This window comes from Lysinibacillus sp. GW823-FHT06C08, from assembly GCF_058795135.1.
The window spans coordinates 81,862-102,071 of the sequence record NZ_JBXAHN010000011.1 but is presented as its reverse complement, the minus strand read 5'-3'; the positions used below and the strand labels follow the sequence as shown (position 1 = coordinate 102,071).

Annotated in this window: 24 protein-coding genes; 20 read left to right on the top strand and 4 right to left on the bottom strand. The window is 37.5% G+C overall.

From position 1 onward, the window contains the following. Window positions 1-4 precede the first annotated feature (4 nt). The gene (locus tag AC1Q6O_RS20420; RefSeq protein ID WP_089986873.1) at window positions 5-724 is read right to left on the bottom strand and encodes a DUF421 domain-containing protein; all 720 of its coding nucleotides are present in this window, start codon (window positions 722-724) and stop codon (window positions 5-7) included. A 106-nt stretch (window positions 725-830) separates the two neighbouring features. Between AC1Q6O_RS20420 and AC1Q6O_RS20415 the strand changes: the two genes are divergently transcribed. After that, window positions 831-2,036 carry an MFS transporter gene (locus AC1Q6O_RS20415; RefSeq protein ID WP_089986874.1) on the top strand — a complete coding sequence of 402 codons (1,206 nt, stop codon included), beginning with the start codon at window positions 831-833 and terminating at the stop codon, window positions 2,034-2,036. Window positions 2,037-2,240: 204 nt separating this feature from the next. On the opposite strand, the gene AC1Q6O_RS20410 is transcribed toward AC1Q6O_RS20415, so the two are convergent. Further along, the gene (locus AC1Q6O_RS20410; protein ID WP_089986875.1) at window positions 2,241-2,927 is read right to left on the bottom strand and encodes an adenine nucleotide alpha hydrolase family protein; all 687 of its coding nucleotides are present in this window, start codon (window positions 2,925-2,927) and stop codon (window positions 2,241-2,243) included. 562 nt (window positions 2,928-3,489) lie between these two features. Between AC1Q6O_RS20410 and AC1Q6O_RS20405 the strand changes: the two genes are divergently transcribed. The 10 genes from AC1Q6O_RS20405 (at window position 3,490) to AC1Q6O_RS20360 (ending at window position 11,949) form a co-directional block, all read left to right on the top strand. Continuing rightward, window positions 3,490-5,901, top strand: coding sequence for a Na+/H+ antiporter subunit A (locus AC1Q6O_RS20405; protein WP_170844169.1), 2,412 nt, complete (start codon window positions 3,490-3,492; stop codon window positions 5,899-5,901). Continuing rightward, on the top strand, window positions 5,891-6,313 hold the full coding sequence (locus AC1Q6O_RS20400; protein WP_036122157.1) for a Na(+)/H(+) antiporter subunit B: 423 nt from the start codon (window positions 5,891-5,893) through the stop codon (window positions 6,311-6,313). The genes AC1Q6O_RS20405 and AC1Q6O_RS20400 overlap by 11 nt, the downstream gene beginning before the upstream one ends. Before the next feature lie 3 nt (window positions 6,314-6,316). After that, window positions 6,317-6,655: a Na(+)/H(+) antiporter subunit C gene (locus AC1Q6O_RS20395; RefSeq protein WP_004233143.1), complete on the top strand. Its 339-nt coding sequence runs from the start codon at window positions 6,317-6,319 to the stop codon at window positions 6,653-6,655. Continuing rightward, entirely contained in the window at window positions 6,648-8,153 is a 1,506-nt protein-coding gene (locus tag AC1Q6O_RS20390) for a Na+/H+ antiporter subunit D (RefSeq protein ID WP_089986877.1), read from the top strand. Before AC1Q6O_RS20395 ends, AC1Q6O_RS20390 begins: the two co-directional genes overlap by 8 nt. Continuing rightward, window positions 8,153-8,635: a Na+/H+ antiporter subunit E gene (locus AC1Q6O_RS20385; protein WP_012292439.1), complete on the top strand. Its 483-nt coding sequence runs from the start codon at window positions 8,153-8,155 to the stop codon at window positions 8,633-8,635. Before AC1Q6O_RS20390 ends, AC1Q6O_RS20385 begins: the two co-directional genes overlap by 1 nt. Further along, window positions 8,635-8,919: a Na(+)/H(+) antiporter subunit F1 gene (locus AC1Q6O_RS20380; RefSeq protein ID WP_025116881.1), complete on the top strand. Its 285-nt coding sequence runs from the start codon at window positions 8,635-8,637 to the stop codon at window positions 8,917-8,919. Before AC1Q6O_RS20385 ends, AC1Q6O_RS20380 begins: the two co-directional genes overlap by 1 nt. After that, the gene (locus AC1Q6O_RS20375) at window positions 8,897-9,256 is read left to right on the top strand and encodes a Na+/H+ antiporter subunit G (protein ID WP_089986878.1); all 360 of its coding nucleotides are present in this window, start codon (window positions 8,897-8,899) and stop codon (window positions 9,254-9,256) included. The genes AC1Q6O_RS20380 and AC1Q6O_RS20375 overlap by 23 nt, the downstream gene beginning before the upstream one ends. Window positions 9,257-9,569: 313 nt before the next feature. Then, window positions 9,570-10,358 carry a transporter substrate-binding domain-containing protein gene (locus AC1Q6O_RS20370; protein WP_089986879.1) on the top strand — a complete coding sequence of 263 codons (789 nt, stop codon included), beginning with the start codon at window positions 9,570-9,572 and terminating at the stop codon, window positions 10,356-10,358. Between the two features lie 216 nt (window positions 10,359-10,574). Next, the gene (locus tag AC1Q6O_RS20365) at window positions 10,575-11,234 is read left to right on the top strand and encodes an amino acid ABC transporter permease (protein WP_031418079.1); all 660 of its coding nucleotides are present in this window, start codon (window positions 10,575-10,577) and stop codon (window positions 11,232-11,234) included. Next, window positions 11,227-11,949: an amino acid ABC transporter ATP-binding protein gene (locus AC1Q6O_RS20360; protein ID WP_089986880.1), complete on the top strand. Its 723-nt coding sequence runs from the start codon at window positions 11,227-11,229 to the stop codon at window positions 11,947-11,949. The genes AC1Q6O_RS20365 and AC1Q6O_RS20360 overlap by 8 nt, the downstream gene beginning before the upstream one ends. An 81-nt stretch (window positions 11,950-12,030) precedes the next feature. On the opposite strand, the gene AC1Q6O_RS20355 is transcribed toward AC1Q6O_RS20360, so the two are convergent. Both AC1Q6O_RS20355 and AC1Q6O_RS20350 read right to left on the bottom strand, forming a co-directional pair. Next, window positions 12,031-13,095, bottom strand: coding sequence for a saccharopine dehydrogenase family protein (locus tag AC1Q6O_RS20355; RefSeq protein ID WP_492402074.1), 1,065 nt, complete (start codon window positions 13,093-13,095; stop codon window positions 12,031-12,033). Then, window positions 13,092-13,793 carry a class I SAM-dependent methyltransferase gene (locus AC1Q6O_RS20350; RefSeq protein WP_492402073.1) on the bottom strand — a complete coding sequence of 234 codons (702 nt, stop codon included), beginning with the start codon at window positions 13,791-13,793 and terminating at the stop codon, window positions 13,092-13,094. Before AC1Q6O_RS20350 ends, AC1Q6O_RS20355 begins: the two co-directional genes overlap by 4 nt. A gap of 97 nt (window positions 13,794-13,890) precedes the next feature. Here AC1Q6O_RS20350 and AC1Q6O_RS20345 point away from each other — a divergent pair, with 97 nt between their 5' ends. The 9 genes from AC1Q6O_RS20345 to AC1Q6O_RS20305 all read left to right on the top strand — a co-directional run. Continuing rightward, window positions 13,891-14,937: a helix-turn-helix transcriptional regulator gene (locus AC1Q6O_RS20345; RefSeq protein WP_492402072.1), complete on the top strand. Its 1,047-nt coding sequence runs from the start codon at window positions 13,891-13,893 to the stop codon at window positions 14,935-14,937. Between the two features lie 280 nt (window positions 14,938-15,217). Then, complete coding sequence (locus AC1Q6O_RS20340; RefSeq protein WP_239355396.1) at window positions 15,218-16,357, top strand: hypothetical protein; 1,140 nt, start codon at window positions 15,218-15,220, stop codon at window positions 16,355-16,357. A 1-nt stretch (window position 16,358) separates the two neighbouring features. Beyond that, the gene (locus tag AC1Q6O_RS20335) at window positions 16,359-16,754 is read left to right on the top strand and encodes a hypothetical protein (RefSeq protein WP_089986885.1); all 396 of its coding nucleotides are present in this window, start codon (window positions 16,359-16,361) and stop codon (window positions 16,752-16,754) included. A gap of 20 nt (window positions 16,755-16,774) precedes the next feature. Further along, on the top strand, window positions 16,775-17,236 hold the full coding sequence (locus tag AC1Q6O_RS20330) for a GNAT family N-acetyltransferase (RefSeq protein WP_089986886.1): 462 nt from the start codon (window positions 16,775-16,777) through the stop codon (window positions 17,234-17,236). Between the two features lie 20 nt (window positions 17,237-17,256). Beyond that, entirely contained in the window at window positions 17,257-17,769 is a 513-nt protein-coding gene (locus AC1Q6O_RS20325) for a phage tail protein (RefSeq protein ID WP_089986887.1), read from the top strand. 15 nt (window positions 17,770-17,784) lie between these two features. Continuing rightward, window positions 17,785-18,285, top strand: coding sequence for a phage tail protein (locus AC1Q6O_RS20320; protein WP_089986888.1), 501 nt, complete (start codon window positions 17,785-17,787; stop codon window positions 18,283-18,285). Between the two features lie 14 nt (window positions 18,286-18,299). Beyond that, window positions 18,300-18,839, top strand: a complete 540-nt coding sequence (locus AC1Q6O_RS20315; RefSeq protein ID WP_089986889.1) for a phage tail protein — start codon at window positions 18,300-18,302, stop codon at window positions 18,837-18,839. A 50-nt stretch (window positions 18,840-18,889) separates the two neighbouring features. Beyond that, complete coding sequence (locus tag AC1Q6O_RS20310; RefSeq protein ID WP_492402070.1) at window positions 18,890-19,651, top strand: InlB B-repeat-containing protein; 762 nt, start codon at window positions 18,890-18,892, stop codon at window positions 19,649-19,651. Further along, a partial coding sequence (locus AC1Q6O_RS20305; protein ID WP_492402068.1) for an InlB B-repeat-containing protein occupies window positions 19,626-20,210 on the top strand: 585 nt, incomplete at its 3' end. The genes AC1Q6O_RS20310 and AC1Q6O_RS20305, both read left to right, overlap by 26 nt.

Below are 20,210 nucleotides of genomic sequence, written 5' to 3'. Positions count from 1 at the left end.
GCATTTACGGGCTTGAATGTCTCGCTTTATCTTTTAGGCTAATGTATAAGGACCCATTTGTTTGAACCTGTGCAAAAAAGACATCTTCAACGGAATGCACATTTTGTTTTTTAAGCTTCTTCATTACCCAGTCCTCTGTTAATTCGAGCTCAACAATATTTTCTTTGATAAGTTGCCCATCTGACACAACCTCTGTAGGCAAATAAGTAGGTGGGGAAACATCAGCTTTAACATCCTGCTTTGTGGCAACTTGCTCGGAGGTTTTTTGCAGGACACTTAGTTTTCCGTTTGTTTCAAGTAACGCATATTGAATATCCTGTACAGAAAAGATGGCTTGCTCACGCAGCATCATTGTCAGCTCGTCCATATGCAAACGATTTTTTCTTAAGGCAGATTCTAAAATAAGACCATTTTGTACGACAATCGTAGGTTTGTCATCAATAAGTACGCGAGCTTTTTTTGATTTAATCGTAATAATCGTCATTAAGTAGGTTAAGGCACTCCACCAGACAAGGGATATTACGCCATCTAAAAAGGGTGTTTCCTCCTGTGAGGCGATTTCTGAAGCAATTGATCCAAATGTAATACCAGTAATATAATGGAAAAATGTTAGTTGGCCCAATTGTTTCTTTCCAAGAATACGCGCCAAAATAAGTAAGATGAAGAATGAAAGTGTTGTTCGAAGAATCATTTCCCAAAAGTTAGCATGAATAAAGCTTTCCATGCATACATCAACTCCTTTTACAGCTGTCGAAACATAGCTTGTGCAAAATGGTTAATAGTATGCGACAATCGTCAATAACAAAAACTAAATAGAGTGAGGTGGCAGCATGAATAATCAAATAAACGTGGCAAATCCAATCTACCCCATTATGATTTTAATAGGTGTTGCTCATCTTATCAATGATACGATGCAAGCTGTTATTCCAGCTATGTTTCCAATCTTCAAAAGTGAGCTAGGATTGACCTTCACACAAATTGGTCTCATATCATTTGTCTTAAATATAGTTGCGTCTGCATTACAGCCTATTGTTGGGTTTGTCAGTGATAAAAAGCCAATGCCCTATGCATTACCAATAGGTATGATAAGTTCTTTTATTGCTATAACAATTATTGCTTTTACTACTCAATATTGGATTATTCTTATTGCGGTATTATTTTTAGGCTTCGGTTCAGCAATATTTCACCCTGAGGGTTCTAGAGTATCCTTTATGGCAGCAGGCTCTAAAAGAGGGCTTGCTCAATCGATTTATCAAGTTGGGGGGAATTCAGGACAAGCGCTTGCCCCATTAATTAGTGCCTATATTTTTGATATTTTCGGCCAGCGTGGTGCAGCAATTGTTTTAGTAGCGGCAACTTTTGGTATTATACTTTTAACTAAGATTGCAAAATGGTATAAAAAGCAATTAGAGCAGGAGCGCACAGCGAAGAAAAAACGTGTGTTGATTTCGACATTGCCACCATTAACAAAGAAGCAGGTAGGCGTAGCTTTAACCTTACTATTTACCATCATTTTTGCACGATCATTTTATACAACCAATATAACTAGCTTTTATGTATTTTATTTAATGGATCATTATGATGTGAATCTCCGTCTAGGACAAATCCTTATTTTCCTATTCATGGCGTTTGGGGTAGTGGGAACATTTTTCGGAGGCTCTCTGTCAGACCGAATTGGAAGAAAAAATGTTATTATTCTTTCCGTTGTAGTACCAATGCCATTTTGCCTAGCATTGCCTTATGTACCGCTATGGGCGGCTATGATATTTTTAGTGATCATTGGTACATTGATTATGATTAGCTTCTCTGTAACCGTGGTATACGCGCAAGAGCTAGTTCCTTCTAAAATTGGTACAATGGCCGGCTTAACAACTGGCTTTGCTTTTGGTATGGGGGCCATTGGAGCAATGGTTATTGGTGTTTTAATTGACCATAAAGGTATTGATTTTACAATGATGGTCGTTTCTTTATTGCCGTTATTATTGCTAATTGCCTTTTTCCTACCGAAGGATAAACCGGCAACTTCGGCGGCTTAGAAAAAACGCATCAGGACTGTAGGCAAACTCGGAATGGGTTTGCCTACATTTTTTTTACAATGAAATAAAGTTTTCAATTACGGTCGGAGTGCAGTTGCTATCAGTCCAGAGAGTTAAAATGAAGTGACAAAAGCCATCGAGAGGTACTTCCCGATGACTTTTATCTACAGCCTGAACGCTCCTTTAAAAAAGAGAGCGCGTTTTTTATTGTCTTAATGGGGATAAAAATTCTGCAGGAAGCTTTTCTTGATCGATCACATAGCCCTCTGAAATATGAACCTCATGCATCTTATCGTTGTAAGTAAATTTAAAGACACCGTTGTCAAAATCCGTGCCGATTTCCTTGAAGAAGATACCTTCGATGGATACATATTTCGGACATGTAAATGCTACTTTAAAGTTCTCCTGTTCTTTAATTAAGTAAGCACGAACACCTTTTTCGTATGTCTCGTTAGCATCATCATCAGTAGGACGTTGAACAGCTACAATATGAAAATCTACAAAAGGAACTTCTTTTAACAGTACGTTAAGGAACGAACCTTTAGTAATCTCCTCCCAGCGACTTTGTGCGCTTTGTCCTACAATAATTTGTGAAATGCCATAGTTTTTCGCCACTTCTGCAATGACTTTCTGAATGGGGCGTTTTTCATTATCTTGCAAAATGAATTTCTCGACCTCAAGTTCGTCTGATAACTTTTTCCATTGCTCAATATAACTAGATTTTTCAGCGTCAAATGCATCAAGGGGTTGCGAATCAACTGAAAGAATATAGAGTGGGCAATCTAGCATTGTTGCCATTTTGTGCCCTCTACGTATCAAACGTTCACCATTTAAGCCATAGTAAACACAAACTAATATACTTTCGTCTAAACGCCCTTTTACATGCCTCATAAAAATGTACACCTCTTATCTGTTGGTATTTTGTTAATTTCACTGTTGATTTCGAAAAATTATCCTAAAACAGCTAAAATCGATGCTGTTACAGTGCATTATGCTCATTTATATTGTATACTTAAAAATGTATAAAAGTTAACGAAATATATTGGAAAACCCTTGAAGCAATAAGCTTATATCAATGATTTAAAGTTATTTAATTTATGCATTGCGTGCATCTAAGCTTAATTGATTTCATATGCCACACTATTATGCAGTGTGTTAAATAGATAGTCAAGTGTCTTTATAATGCTGATATAATTGAGTTGTAACTGTATAAATTATCTGATTTTCCACAAGTTATTTAGGCTTGCATCGGGTTAGAGGTGACTAAATAACTAAACATACCATTTTCAATGAATGACAAGACACTTTAACACCCCATCACTTTCCATTTGCAAAATTTCAAGAATATATCTGATATGTTACTTAGCTTAAACAAATTGCTATAGTTTTAGCACTTACCATTCCAATCACCACAAAAATTTGCTTGATGATTTTGATAGTAGGAGGTTTTCATTTGGTTACAGTTCTTATCGCGATACTTTTGCCATTTGTCTGTGCTGCACTTATCCCATTGCTGTATAGGCGACTAAGGCGTGTAACACATCTTGGCTGGTTTGTTTTTTCTGTTCCATTCATCTTGTTTCTTTTACTTGCGCGCTATATTCCTCAAATTGCCGGAGGTAAAACATTTATCCATACATATGAGTGGATTCCCTCTTTTAATATAAATATTACAACTTACCTAGATGGGCTCAGTATGATTTTTGGCTTACTGATTACAGGTGTAGGTAGTTTAGTCATTTTATATTCTATTTTTTATTTGTCAACGAAAGAATCTCTTCACCATTTTTACTGCTATTTATTACTATTCATGGGCGCTATGCTTGGCGTTGTCTTTTCAGATAACCTAATGGTATTATACACATTTTGGGAATTAACGAGTGTGTCATCATTCCTATTAATTGCATTTTGGCATCATAGAAAGGCATCACGTGCAGGTGCTAAAAAAGCAATGATGATTACAGTCTTTGGCGGTCTCTCTATGTTAGCTGGTTTCCTGATGCTATATGTAGCTGCTGATACATTTAGTATTCGTGAAATTGTAGCTCATGTAGAGGTTATCCGTGATCATGCCCTATTTACTCCAGCATTAATCTTAATTTTACTAGGGGCTTTTACAAAATCTGCACAATTTCCATTTCATATTTGGCTACCGGACGCCATGGAAGCACCAACACCTGTTAGTGCATACTTACACTCAGCCACAATGGTAAAGGCAGGGATTTATTTAGTTGCCCGCTTTTCACCAGTTTTTGGCGGAGAAGCGATTTGGTTCTGGCTCGTAAGTGTTATTGGTCTTGTTACACTTTTCTGGGGATCATTTAATGCAGTTCGCCAAACGGATTTAAAGGCGCTTTTAGCCTTTTCAACGATAAGTCAGCTAGGCTTAATTATGAGTCTATTTGGTCTAGGGTCTGTGGGTCATTACTATGGCTACACTAAAGACTCTATTATATATACACAAGCAAGTTTTGCTGCTCTTTTTCATCTCATCAACCACTCCACATTTAAAGGAGCCTTATTCATGATGGTTGGGATTGTCGACCATGAAGTGGGAACTCGGGATATTCGCCGTTTAGGTGGCTTAATGTCCTTAATGCCTATTACATTTACAATCGCAGTCATTGGTAGCTTTTCTATGGCAGGATTACCACCATTTAATGGTTTCTTGAGTAAAGAAATGTTTTTTGCAGCGGTCTTGGCTATTCGGGATGTAGAGGCCTTTTCCATTGCTGATGTAGGGTTATTTTTCCCATTAGTAGCATGGGTAGCCAGTATCTTTACCTTTGTCTACAGTTTAATTTTAATTAGTCGAACATTTTTGGGTAAACTACAGCCTGAGAAAATAGATAGAAAACCACATGAAGCTCCATTGGGCATGCTAATATCACCCATTATTTTATGTCTGTTAGTAGTCGGTATCTTTTTCTTCCCGAACGTGTTAGGTCATTATATTTTAGAGCCAGCCATGGCAAGTATTTATCCTACATTCCCAACAGCCAATGAATTAACACCACATATTTCTGCTTGGCATGGAATTAATGCGGAATTGTTCATGACGTTAGGAGTCATTGTACTCGGGATCATCTTATTCAAAACATTGAAAAGCTGGAAGCCGATGTATCGCATTTTTTCACAAAAATATACGTTTAATAATTACTATAATCGAATGATAGAAATAAGTGAAAGTGGTTCAGAGAAGCTTACTCGCAAATATATGACAGGTAATTTAACCCATTATTTTGTCTATATATATGTATTTTTCGTGGCACTAATCGCTGGTTATTTTATTTATTCAGACGCAATGACCTTTAATTTTGATATGGACTCCACGATTGAGTCATACGAATTAATTCTTGTATTTGTTATGGTATTCGCTGCAGTTTGGATGATTTTTGCAAAGGGTCGCGTTACAGCCATGCTATTAAATGGCGTATTAGGCTATTCAATTGCCTTCTTCTTTGTCATTTTCCGCGCACCAGATTTAGCGTTAACACAATTAGTTGTAGAGTCAGTAACAACTGCATTATTCCTTTTATGCTTTAAGTATTTACCAGACTTAATGCCTGAGGCACCTCGCAAAAGGGTGCAATGGTCTAAAGCGATGATCTCTATTTTTGTCGGTGCAACAGTCACAATGGTTGGTCTAGCTGTAGTGCACTACGAGCAATTTGAGCCAGTATCCACTTATTTTAATGATGCCTATGAGCTAGCGGGTGGTTCCAACATAGTTAATACAATTCTAGGGGATTTTCGTGCCTTTGATACAATGCTTGAGGTTGTAGTGCTTCTGATTGCTGGCTTAGGGGTTTATACACTAACAAAGCTTAAGCCTCGGAAGGAGGAAGCAGATCATGAAAATTAATGATGTGATATTACGGACAGTCACTAAGGCAGTCGTCTTCATTATTTTAACACTTGGCGTGTATTTGTTCTTTGCGGGACACCACGCTCCAGGTGGTGGCTTTATTGGTGGCCTCGTGTTAGCTTCTGGCATTGTATTATTGTATCTTGCTTACGATATAGAGACTGTGCATAAGGGAATGCCGTTTGACTTTAAAAAGGTTGCGGCTCTTGGTGTATTGCTGGCAACAGGTACGGCAATTGGTTCTTTGTTTTTCGATGTACCATTTTTAACACAGGCTTATACGTATATAAATGTCCCGATTTTCGGGAAAATGGGTTTTTCAACCGTAACCATTTTTGAAGCAGGAGTAGCTTTGACGGTGGTGGGTGTTGTCGTGACAATTATTTTAAGCATAAGTGAGGATGAGTAGCCGATGGAATCTTTAATACTTGTTTTAGTAGGTATATTAGTAGCTGTTGCGACGTACTTAATCCTCTCTAAACAGTTATTACGTGTTATTTTAGGCACTGCTGTTTTATCACATGCTGCCCACTTACTAATTCTAACAATGGGAGGTCTTAAAAAAGGGGATGTACCATTATTAGGCGAATCAGAGGGTCCTTATACAGATGCATTGCCGCAAGCCCTAATTCTAACAGCTATTGTTATTAGTTTTGCTGTGACTGCGTTTGTTCTCGTTTTAGGCTATCGAGCGTACAAAACAAATGGTTCAGGGAATTTTGATGAATTGAGGGGTACGCCGGATGAGTAATATGATTGTTTTACCATTAATAGTACCGGTAATTACAGCTATTTTACTGGTGTTTTTAAAAGAGCATGTCTTTTTACAACGGATTATTAGTTTACTGACATTAAGCTTTATCGTTATTATTAGCGTGATTTTATTAGTAGAAATTCAAGAACAAGGGATATTGCGCATTGACTTTAGTGGTTGGGCACCTCCTTTTGGTATCTCATTTGTGGCAGATTCCTTCGCAACACTACTCGTGTTAATAGCAAATATTGTAGCAGTTATTTGTATGCTCTATGCAATATTCACAATGGAGTTAAGGTATGAAAAAATGTATTTTTATCCATTTACCTTACTAATGGTAGCTGGTGTTAATGGTTCATTTTTGACAGGAGATATCTTTAACTTATTTGTATGTTTTGAGGTGATGTTGCTGGCTTCATATGCACTTATTAGTATAGGTGGGGAAAAGGTTCAACTCCGTGAAGCATTAAAATATGTGCTGATTAATATTGTAGCGTCTTGGATTTTCTTGGTGGCATTGGCTTTTCTTTATGGAACAGTCGGTACATTAAATATGGCCCATATTTCTATGCGTGTGATGGAAGCCGGTGCTAATCCACTTATTACAACAGTGGCACTCATTTTCTTAATTGTCTTTAGCTTAAAGGCGGGACTGCTATTATTCTTCTGGCTGCCTGGCTCTTATAGTGTACCTCCCACTGCCATTGCCGCTTTATTCGCAGCACTATTAACAAAGGTTGGGATTTATGCACTCGTAAGAACCTTTACATTGCTTTTCCCAAATAATACCGAAGTCACGCATATGGCACTTGGCATTATGGCGGGTATTACAATTATAGCTGGCTGTATCGGTGCTCTTTCAGGGCGTGATGTTAGAACAATCGCTTCTTATAATGTATTGATTGGTGTTGGGTTTATAGTAGCTGGTCTAGCGATTGGTACTGAGTCTGCCTTACAGGGCGTTGTCTATTATTTAATGCATGATATGGTGGCAAAGGCTATGTTATTTTTAGCTGTCGGCATGATGATTTATGTAACTGGAGAAACAGTCATAGATAAAATGAGTGGGCTTATTCGCAACTATCCGTTCTTTGGATGGCTATTCTTTGTAGCCATGTGTTCATTAGCGGGTATCCCGCCATTGAGTGGCTTTTTAGGGAAGGTTTTAATTGGACAAGGTGCGATAGAGGGCGGCAATTTTGTTCTATTAGGTCTAGGGTTTTTCTCTAGTTTAATTGTTTTGTATTCATTACTGCGGATATTTCTCTCCTCCTTTTTTGGAGAGACCATTATTAGTTTAGAGGATGAAAAGCCTTTACCCAAACGTGTAATACTGCCGTTAACTTTATTGGCTGCTTGTACAATTAGTTTAGGAATAGGAGCGGAGAAATTAGCTCCCTTTGTCACCGATGCAGCAGAAACGTTATATACACCATCTATCTATATAGACGCTGTTCTAGATGGTGAACAATGGCAAGGTGAGGTGAATAAATAATGGCGATGCAGTTTATTTTGAATTTATTTATCGCAGCACTTTGGTTACTTTTGCAAGATGAAGTGACACCACAATTTTCAACGTTTTTAATGGGGTTTATCGTAGGAATGGGCATATTATATGCGATGCACCGGTTTTATGGGACCCAATTTTACTTGCGACGAGTCTTTTCGATTATCAAGCTATTATGGCTATTTAATTGGGAGCTATTTTTATCAAGCTATAGCGTATTAAAGCAAATTACTACACCAAAGCTAAACATTACGCCAGGTATTTTTACGTATAAAACCGCACTCAAGGGTGATTGGGAAATTACGGCGCTAGCATTATTGCTAACATTAACACCTGGCTCTGTCGTCATGGAAGTTTCTGAAGAGGGCGATGTCTTTTATATTCATGCGATGGACATTGAGCAGTCTAAGGATGCTGTTATTCGCTCTATTGGGAAGTTTGAACAAGCAATAATGGAGGTGACGCGTTAATGATAGAGAATATTTTACTTCTGGCTCTCGCCTTCTTTAGTATTTCCATCGCGCTGTCGTTGTATCGGGTTATCCGAGGCCCATCTATGCCTGACCGAGCCATTGCTCTCGATACAATTGGTGTAAATCTTTTATCCGCTATTGCGATTGTTTCGATTATATTAAAAACAAAGGCTTACTTAGAAGCCATTCTTATATTAGGTATTTTAGCGTTTATTGGGACCATTGCTTTTACAAAATATATTGAAAGAGGTGTGATTGTTGAACGTAAATCAAATGATTGAATGGGCGGCAGTCATCCTCATTCTAATCGGGTCGATTGTGAGTGTTATTAGCGCATTTGGCATGATTCGTTTACCAGATGTTTATACGCGATCACATGCTGCTACGAAAAGCTCCACGTTATCCGTGTTAACTTGCTTATTAGGTGCATTTATATACTTTTGGGTGCACGATGGTTATGTTAGTGTCCGATTAATTTTAGGTATTCTATTCGTCTTTGTTACAGCTCCAGTTGCTGGACATTTAATCTGTCGAGCGGCTTATCGTTCTCATGTTCCATTAGCGGAAGGCTCTGGCGAGGACCAATTAAAAGATAAATTATTTACAGAAGACAAATAAGCAAGAGACCTCCAAATGGGGGTCTTTTTTATTTCCGCGGAAATTTTGTTAAAGAATGAAGGGATAATTATTAAGCTTTCGGAAAATAGTAAAGAAAGTGAACTTGAAAACAATAAATTGACTTATCTGAAAATTTAGCATATAATAATTCGTTAAAAATTTTCTAGTTTATCTTGATTATTATTTCAAAAGAGTATATCTTAATTAGCAGATAGTTTTTTTATTCTCAAACATGAATAAATATCCAATCAACTATTTTCGAGAAATGTATTCTCATACACAATACATTATAAATAAAAGGAGATGCTTAAAGATGAAGAATAAGTTTTTCATGATAATTCTTGTCCTAGCTATTGGCGTACTAGCAGCTTGTGGCGCTAAAGAGGATAATGCAAATAATAATGCTGATGGTAGTACAGACAAACAAGTATTAAAAGTTGGTACTTCAGCAGACTATGCGCCATTTGAATATGTTGACGCTGCAAAAGGTGAAGAAATTATTGGATTTGATATTGATTTAATTAAATTGGTTGGGGAAAAAATAGGTGTGGACATGCAAGTGCAAGATATGGACTTCAACAGTCTTGTACCAGCGTTACAAGCAGGAAAAATTGATGTAGTCATTTCTGGTATGACACCAAACCCTGAGCGTGAAAAGGTAGTAGATTTTTCTGATCAATACAATGAAACAGAGCAAGTAATCATTGTTAAAAAGGATAGCGGTATTAAAAAGGAAGCTGATTTAGCTGGTAAAAAAGTCGGTGTGCAAACAGCCTCTATTCAAGAAAACTTAGGTAATGAAATTGCTAAAAAAGTGGATGTTTCAGTTGAAGGACGTACACGAATTCCTGAAATTATTCAAGATATGATGTCTAAGCGCTTAGACGCAGGCATTTTAGAGGGTGGCGTTGCGAAGGGTTATTTAAAAACAAATGATCAATTAGCAGCCTTCCCTGTAGAAGAACAGCCCGAGGATTTCAAAGCGATTGCTGTGCCAAAAGGCAGTGATTTAAAAGAAAAAATTAACAAGGCATTAAAAGAACTAGCTGAAGAAGGAAAAATCCAAGAGCTAGAAGAAAAATGGTTAGAAAAAGTTGAATAATACTTGCATGCGATAGCTCTTATTTGGGCTATCGCTTATGCTTTTCAGTTCAATCTAATATGCTTCGGCATGATTACGTCTAGATTTTGTCGAGTGTGCTAGAAAAGAACCACTCTCATATCTGTGACAACCGCCAGAAGCTTCTGTATTTGTTGTTTCGCTTTCAGTGCAAAAAAGAATTGCTGAATCAAGATGAAAAAGAAAGGAGGGAGCGCTGTGAATTTGGATTTTACAGCTATCGTTCCCTCTATTCCTTATATTTTAAAAGGGATAGGTGTTACACTTCAAATTGCAATTGGTGCATCCATCATTGGGTTTATCGTCGGTATATTACTAGCTTTATGTAAAATTGGAAAGGTAAAAGTTTTACGCTGGTTTGCTGACTTTTATACGTCAATTTTCCGTGGTACACCACTAGTATTACAATTATTAATTATTTATTATGCAGTACCACAATTATTAGATATTCAAATCGAGCCTATTCCAACGGCCATTATTGCATTTGGTTTAAATTCAGGTGCATATATTTCGGAAATTATTCGTGCAGGTATTAATGCAGTGGATAAAGGGCAAATGGAGGCGGCACAAGCTCTTGGCATTCCTTATGCAAAGATGATGAAGGATATAATTATCCCGCAGGCAGTAAAAAATATTTTGCCCTCTCTAGTTAATGAATTTATTACACTAAATAAAGAAACTGCAGTTGTCACAGTAATTAGTGCCCTTGATATAATGCGTCGTGCTTATATCGTAGGTGGTTCGACATATCGATATCTTGAGCCTTTACTATTTGCCGGTATTATCTATTACCTCATGACACTTGTTTTAACGTTCCTTGGTAAACGAATCGAGAAGGGAATGAGAAAAAGTGATTAAAATTGAAGATCTACACAAATCATATGGTCAGAATGAAGTACTAAAAGGTATTTCAACCGAAGTTAAAGAAAAAGAAGTAATTGCTATTATCGGACCTTCAGGATCTGGCAAATCAACATTCCTTCGTTGCCTAAACTTATTAGAACTCCCTACGAGTGGAAAGGTAACGATTGCTGGGGATGTTCTTACAGATAAAGGGACGAATATTATGAAAATACGGGAAGAAGTTGGGATGGTATTTCAGCATTTTCATCTTTTCCCACATAAAACAGTGTTAGAAAATTTAACGTACGCTCCAATTAATGTAAAGGGAATGGATAAAGCGGTTGCGATAAAAAATGCAGAAGAGTTACTTAAGAAAGTAGGGCTCTTTGAAAAGCGCCAAGAGTATCCAAACCGTCTCTCTGGTGGACAAAAACAACGTGTTGCCATTGCCCGAGCGCTTGCGATGGATCCAAAGGTTATATTATTTGATGAACCAACGTCAGCACTCGATCCAGAAATGGTTAAAGAAGTATTGGCTGTTATGAAAAACCTAGCGGACAGCGGCATGACAATGTTAATTGTGACACATGAAATGGGCTTTGCACGTGAAGTTGCTGATCGTATACTCTTCTTAGATGGTGGCAAGCTCATTGAGGATGCTCCTCCCGAGCAGTTTTTTACAGCGCCTTCAACACAGCGAGCAAAGGATTTCTTAGAAAAAGTTTTATAAATAATTAAACGCAGTAAGTTCTCTTTGAGAGGGGAACTTACTGCGTTTTTTATTAAGAACGCAAAATATAAGGTTATGCCCCTATTGTGATGTAATTAGTTGAGAGAAAGAAGATGCATCAAATTGGTTTTGTAATGATTCGAATGTAAATAATTCTTCAATATGATAAGTCCCCGCTGGATATTTGTTATCTAGAAGTTCTCTAGCAATGGCAGCTGCAACCTTTGCTGTCACAAGTGATTCATCACGACCTTTAAAGTCTAGTGTCACATTCGCTTCTTTATGTTGTATCTTACCAATAGCTTCAATTTGTATGGAGCATACATCTGTACCCATTTTTATTTTTTGAACGAGGGAGGCAAGCATGGATTGTACTCCTTTAAATTTCAATAAATAGGCAATACGACTTTTTTGTAAGAAGGCGACAAACCAATTAAGTGATTCTACATCAAAGCCTAATCTCGTCACAATGGGAACACTAGGAAAATGATGAGCTAATGTGTGCTGATCTGAAAAGTTGAATTGGTACACACTACGTTTTCCAATATCCCTAAATTGCACAGATCTCTTACTAGTGAAATTAGTAATAATCTGATTTTCGTAATGGGAATACGGAATATTTAATTGTTGCAAAATCCAAAGAATAGCTGCAGTGCCATGCGTATCTCCGGCTCCAAGTAAAATAGAAATATGAAGCTTCTCCATAGTGGTTAATGGCTTGGTCGCATGCATGGCCATTATATTAGTTAGTCCTGGAGCCATACCGACACTGAATATGGCAGTTGAACGATACTCTATAGCTATCGAATGAAGATTTTTTAGTTGTTTGAGGAAGGTATGGCTAGCAGTAATATCAATATACTTAATTCCTTCTTTCAAGCAGAGCTCTGCAAATGTAGTATCTTGTTGCTCCAAACACATAATGACCAAGGCTACATTGGCTAATTGCTGTGGATGTACAGTTTTAGATACATCCATTTGTAAAGGTGCCCCGAGACCATTATGCTGTGCACAAAACTGTCTGGCTTTTTCTAAATTCCTTCCGGCGATACATACTCTATTTGGGTAACTAGAGAGTAGTATTTTTGCAATTTTACGACCAACTTCACCATATCCGCCAACGATTAATATATTATCTCTTGTCATTTGTTAACCTCTTCTTTAATGGCTAATAAGGCGTCGACCATATGTGATTTAAAATATGGAATTACCGTTGAAAATCCGACTTCATGTAATAGGTCCGTTAGCAATTCAAGTGTAATTGGATAGGTAGAGGAGCCAAAGGATTGCTCAAAGCGTAACCAGTGTTCCTCAGATAAATCATTTTGCAGCATAGAGCTTCGCCAATACTTGAGTTGGTGTTGGAATGATACAGCTGACATGTCTGCATTAATGGATGATATGAATAAAATTCCGCTATCCTGTAAGCTATCCGACAATTTTTGTAGTAGAGCTTTTTTTTGTTCATGTTCCTCAATAAAATGTGAAACTAAGTGACAGGAAGCCACTTCAAACTGATGGTCAAACACTAACGCAAGTAAATCTTCTTCATACCAGTCAATATGAAGAGGGGATTCCAATTTCTCAATATGTTTACGGGCAGCCTGTAGCATAATTTTAGAAGTATCAATGGCTGTAAAGTGAGAGAAGGGGAAAGCTTGGCCTAGGGAAAAGAGTTCCTGACCGCCACCAGCTCCAACTATTAGCATGTTATCAGTGGGATAACTTTGAAGAATATCGGTCATCATGTCATAGATAAGGTCATAACCACTAATTTTTTGTCGAATAGTATTTTGGTACTTAGAGACATTAGGATTGTGCCAGTCATGTTGTGGATTTTTCATTTTTACCTCCTTGTTGTACAATTTAATTAAGAATTATTCTCAATTATAAATGCTTATGGAAAATGTGCTATCCCATAATTCTGGGGGGAGGAACTTTGTGCAAGATATTCATTATTGGAAAAGAAGGTCAGAAGTCCACTTAAAAGATAATCAGAATTCAGTTCAATACCGACAAAAGATGATAGAAGAATTGCGTGATTTTATTAGTTTTGACGCATATTGTTGTACGATGACAGATACTCAAACCCTTTTTTCTATAGGAGCTGTTACAGAGCAATCAATAGAGGATATCCATCAGCAAATAATGTCTTTGGAATACGACTCACAAGATATAAATAGCTATGTATATCTTGTGGAAAGTGGCAAATACATCGGTAAACTTAGCGATGTGAGTAGTCAGAGTAAACGTTATCGAGAGGTGTTAGAGCCCCATGGATTTAGTGATGAAATTCGAGCTGCATTGATGTTTCAGGGGCAATGCTATGGGTTTTTAACACTGTTTAAAAGGATAGACAATGGACAACCCCATTTCCAAGATGCTGATGTAAATCAAGTGAAAATCCTCATGCCTGTTATGGCTGAGGCATTAATGGGGTTCTACCATACGATTATAGATGAGCGACTCTTTATCGAAGAGGAACAGAGTGGAATCATTATTTTGGATGAAGAACATCATATTATTTCCACCAATACAAAGGCGGCTCAATTGTTAACACTTTTAAGAAACAATGAAGGCTTGCTTGATTGGCAAATACCCAAACCAATTCAGGCATTTTGTGCAAAGCTACAGGCTAACAAATTGAACAGCCAATATTCGTTATTAGTGCCAATTAATAATAAGGGTTATGTAACAGTCCAAGCATCAGTTCTCATGACTGCAGATTCACAGCAGCAAATAGCTATACTATTAAATGAAGCATCTCCTAAAGAAATGTTAACCTATTTACTGATAGCCTATCATCTTACACCTAGAGAAAAGGAAGTAGTAGTTGAAGTAATAAAGGGGATACCGACAAAAATTATTGCACAAAACCTCGGAATTTCTAGTTATACCGTTCAAGATCATTTAAAGCTAATTTTTCAAAAGGTAGATGTTGCCGATCGGAATGAATTAGTATGGAAGCTCTTTACTCGTTTTAATTGAATAAATAAGCCTTACGTAAATCTGTTTATGTTCATAAAAGGGAGCATGAGCAGATTTTTTTGCTTTCTTGACAAAATTATAGGTCGAAAGGTTAAGAAAAATTAACCTAAAAAATGGAATTATTTCGTAGAAGAAAATAGGGGAGTTGTACTATAATAAAAACCAGTAGGAGAGTCCTGAGAAAAATACAATACTCGACACCAGTTTTAGGTAGTAAGAAATAGAAAATAGAATACATTTGCTTTTATTATTCTGAAAATTCGGTTAAAAGGAGGAAGCAATGATGACGTGGACTTTTTATTTAAACGTTACAAATGACACAGACCGAGATTTAGAGTTAGTAGAATCGCAGTTACACTGGGGTTATTGGAATACAGATGGTGAAGAGGATAAAAAACCTCAAACGATTAAGGCAGGTGAAACGGTTCAAGCTGTTGGAGCCAAATCAGCCTTTGGGCCAAATGGCTATGAATTTTCTTGCTCCTGGAAAGATAAAAATAATACAACACAATCACCATATGGGGTAATAAGCCTTTATGTAAATGTTCCCTATAATGACCCAAATGAAGCTAGATGTCTAGCAAATGGATATTTTGAAGTAACAGAGTGGAAAGACATTCCACACGATGGTCATAACTTTGTTCGAAATATACGAATCTCTAATAAAATGGATAAATTGAAACAAAAAGAAATAAGAAATAATTTATTTACGGACTGGTCCAAAATCAAAACATTAAACGAAATTGAAGATGTTCGAGAAATTGATTTAAACCAATCCATTCCCAGTGGTGTTCATTTTGAAAAAATGCCATTATTTCGAACGCCTCTCTTCAACATTTCTAAAAAATTATGGGACGGGGTCAATGATTTAGAAATTGATAGCCTTTATTTAAAGCAGCGAGAGGCACAACAGTATTTTTCTGTAGAGGTAACTTGCTTAAGAGGAGATGCTTCTAAAATTGAAACTGTTACTAAAAAAGGAAAAATTACAGTCATAGATGAGTATGGATTGTCTACTGCTAGTAAGGTGGTGGAGGAAAAGGTTTGTACGATTGAAACTGCCCTTAAATTTACTGAGAAGGCATCTGTATCAGATGAAAAAGTCGTGAAAGCGAGCGTAGCACAGGAACTACAGGCAGAATTAAAGGCGAAATTCAATATTTTAAATGCTGTGACAAAAGAGCAACATCAAACAGAGAAAAATTCAAAGACTAGGGTTTTTGAAGCTCCCTCTGATAAGGATATGGACGTTGTGCCATGGATTTTTAGTAAAATGATTCTTCTTTACCGAACAGACAATAATAATATCACAACACTCATTGGTGCATCTGAATGGGATTATGCAGTCTTACACCGTACGCATGTATACGATGTGATGAATAACGCGAAGAAAAAAGTACCGACAGGAGGAGCGTACTAAAATGGCGACTTGGACATTTTCATTAATGATTACAAATGCAACAGACCGTGAGCTTGAAGTGTTTCAGTCACAATTGGAATGGGGAATCTGGAACACCCAAGATGAGGAGGACAAGGAGCCGGTTAGTATCCCACCAAATACAACATTACAAGCATTGGGCATAAAAGCATCCACTGGTCCAAATGGCTATGAATGCTCTTGTTCGTGGCGTGATAAGGTACAGCCAGGCGAAAAATCCTATGGCACCATCTCGCTTTTCCTGGACGTACCTCAAAAAAGTAAGAATCGATCTGAATGCTTAGCTGACCATCAATTGCACGTAGATAGTTGGGAAGACTTGTCTGAAAAAGGACATAACTTTGTAAGATCTATCATTGTGACTAATAAGAATGTTTAGAAGAAAGTGGAACAAACATCATGAAAATAGAGCTTAAAACTATAGCAAAGGAGGATGAAGCACTTCTCTATGAAATCTATGCCTCTACAAGAAATGAAGAAATAGATTCATGGGGATGGTCGGCTGAACAAAAGACACTTTTTTTAGATATGCAATGGCGTGCACAGCAAGCTTCCTACAATCAGCAATTTCCAAGAGCGAGTCATTGGAAAATTGTCGTAGATGCTGAGGGCGTTGGCAGGTTTCTCACGGAAGAGCAACCTGAATACCATCATCTTATAGATATAGCTTTATTGCCAAATTACCAAGGGAGAGGCATTGGGACACTTCTTATTGTTCAACTTCAGAAAAAGGCGAAGGAACAACGCAAAGCAGTTGTATTACAAGTTCTTAAAACTAATTCTGCAAGAGATCTTTATGAAAAACTAGGATTTCAAGTTATTCAAGAAGATGAGATTTATATGAAAATGCTATGGAAATAAAAGAAAAGGAGAGTGTTGGCATGTCAGAGGCGTATCTAGGTGAAATTCGTATGTTTAGTGGTAAGTTTGCTCCAATAGGTTGGGCTCTTTGTAATGGACAACTGTTATTGATTAATCAGTATCAGGCTCTTTATTCATTAATAGGAAATAAATATGGTGGGGATGGAATAACAAATTTTGCTTTACCAGACTTACGTGGAAGAATCCCCATTCATTTAAGCTCGCAATATCCTATCGCGAGTAATGGCGGAACGGAAAAAGTAACACTAACAGAAACGAATTTACCAGCCCATACTCATATAGTTTCAGCAAATAAAGAAAAAGCGGATACAACAGAAAGCTCGCCAGCTAATAATGTATGGGGAAAAGCTGATTTAAAGAATTATCAAACAAATATAGCTAGTGATATTGTGCGAATGAATACAGATTTAGTGGCGTCTGTGGGTGGAAATCAACCTCATGAGAATATGATGCCATCAATGGCCATTAATTTTATTATTGCCACGCAGGGTCTTTACCCTGATTTTTCTTAAAAGGGGGAGAGTATATTGGCAGAACCGTTCTTAGGAGAAGTACGGCTATTTAGTTTCGACAAAATACCTCAAAATTGGTTACCGTGTGATGGCCGACTATTACAAATAAGACAGCATACAGCACTTTATTCATTAATAGGAAACCTCTATGGGGGAGATGGTAAGACTACTTTTGCGCTACCTGATTTGCAAGGAAGAGTACCACTTCATAAAAGTGATCAAATTACCTATGGGTCCATAGGCGGTGAGGCAACACATACATTGACAATAAATGAAATGCCTAATCACACGCATGAAGTTTATGCTGATGAAGGCGTAACAAATAAACCATCCCCAATGAATAACGTATGGGGAAAATTTGATGGAAATCCTATGTTTTCTAGTAATGTAAATACTCAAATGAGTTCAACGGCGATGACAGTTACAGGACAAAGTCAGGCGCATAATAATATGCAACCATATCTAGTAGTATCGTTTTGTATTGCAATAAATGGAATTTATCCACCTAGAAGCTAAGGAGGGACAAAAATATGGCAGATGCCTATTCAGGAGAGATTCGAATATTTGCTGGGAATTATGCACCAAGAGATTGGGCTTTTTGTGATGGCAGTACATTACTTATTCAGCAGCATGCCGTGTTATATTCGATTATTGGTAATAGATTCGGTGGGGATGGCAAAACAGATTTTAAGTTACCAGATTTAAGAGGTAAAGCGCCCATGCACTACGGATCTGGCACAGGACTTACAACAAGAGAATTTGCCAAAGAAGTAGGGGTAGAAAGTGTGACATTAAATAACGAGCAGATTCCTGCCCATAAGCATGTATTACAAGGAAGCTCGAAAACAACTGGTGGAGATAGTAGTCCAGAAGGTGCTATTTGGAGTGCTATAGGAGGATTAAATCCGAAGAAATTATATAAAGAGTTTACAGCAAATACAAAAGTAAATATTCATCAGCAAGCAATTGGTTCAACTGGAGGGAATTTGCCACATAATAACATGCAGCCTTATGTAGCACTAAACTTTATTATTTGTTTGTATGGTGAATACCCAGTGAATGGGGAGTGATGTAAATGAAAAAACGTCAACAAGTATATGTTGTCCTTATGTTGATTGCAATGTTGCTCATAATTGTACAACCGTTTTTAGAATTACAAGTAGCGAGGGCAGCAGTTACAACTATCTTTCCAAGTAAGATTGTAACGGGAACTGTCTTTCAAGGAATGCCGAATAGCGTTGGTATTTTAGAAGAAATAGCCGGCGTAGGTGGTTATGATTCAGGTGATCAGACAAACACTGCTTATGTAAAATTTTACTTGCCGTCAAACTATGATTATTCTAATGCGAAATTAAGTCTTACACCTATTCCTGGTTCGGATAGTGGTGGAGATATATCCAATTTGACAATTAATATTGGTAGCTCGGACGATTGGACATTTACTGAAGGGAATACATATTCTCTAGCTGATTTACCAAGTAATGTAGGGATTGAGAAGAATTTTTCAAAACCAACTTATAGTTTTAATAATTTCGATTACCCTATTTTATTACCTATCGGTGATTTACTTACCGAACAGAATATTAATGATATAAGTAATAGTAATATTATTACTCTAATTCTTTCCTCACCTAATATGAAAGATGACTATGCTGTTTTTAACAACATTTCATTAGTCGATTTTAACACCTCACCTCAAGTGAAACATACAGTCAGTTTTGAAACAGATGGAGGAAGTGCGGTACCAAGTCAAACGGTTGTTAATGGCAGTATGTCAACGATGCCGGAGATAGAGCCGACGAAAGCGGGCTATACATTTGGAGGCTGGTATAAAGACGTTGGTTATACACAGACCTATGATTTTAATAGTGTTATCAACTGAGGCTACGACAATTTACGCCAAGTGGAATGCACAGACGTATACCGTGAGTTTTGAAGTGGACGGAGGAAGTGCCATATCCCATCAATCCGTTGCGCACGGAGGAAAGGCAACGATGCCGCATGTAGAGCCAACGAAAGCAGGCTATACATTTGGCGGCTGGTATACAGATGCTGGCCATACACAAGTCTATGATTTTACTAGTGTTATCACTGAGGCTACGACAATTTACGCCAAGTGGAATGCACAGACGTATACCGTGAGTTTTGAAGTGGACGGAGGAAGTGCAGTATCGGATCAATCCGTAGCGCACGGTGGAAAGGCAACGATGCCACAGATAGAGCCAACGAAAGCAGGCTATACATTTGGCGGCTGGTATACAGATGCTAGTTATACACAGACCTATGATTTTAATAGTAACATCACAGGTAACATGAAAATTTATGCTAAATGGAATGCGCAGATGTATACCGTGAGTTTTAATACGGATGGGGGAAGTGCAGTATCCGACCAATCCGTAGCCTATGGTGAAAAAGCGAGTGCGCCAACCCCAGCACCGACA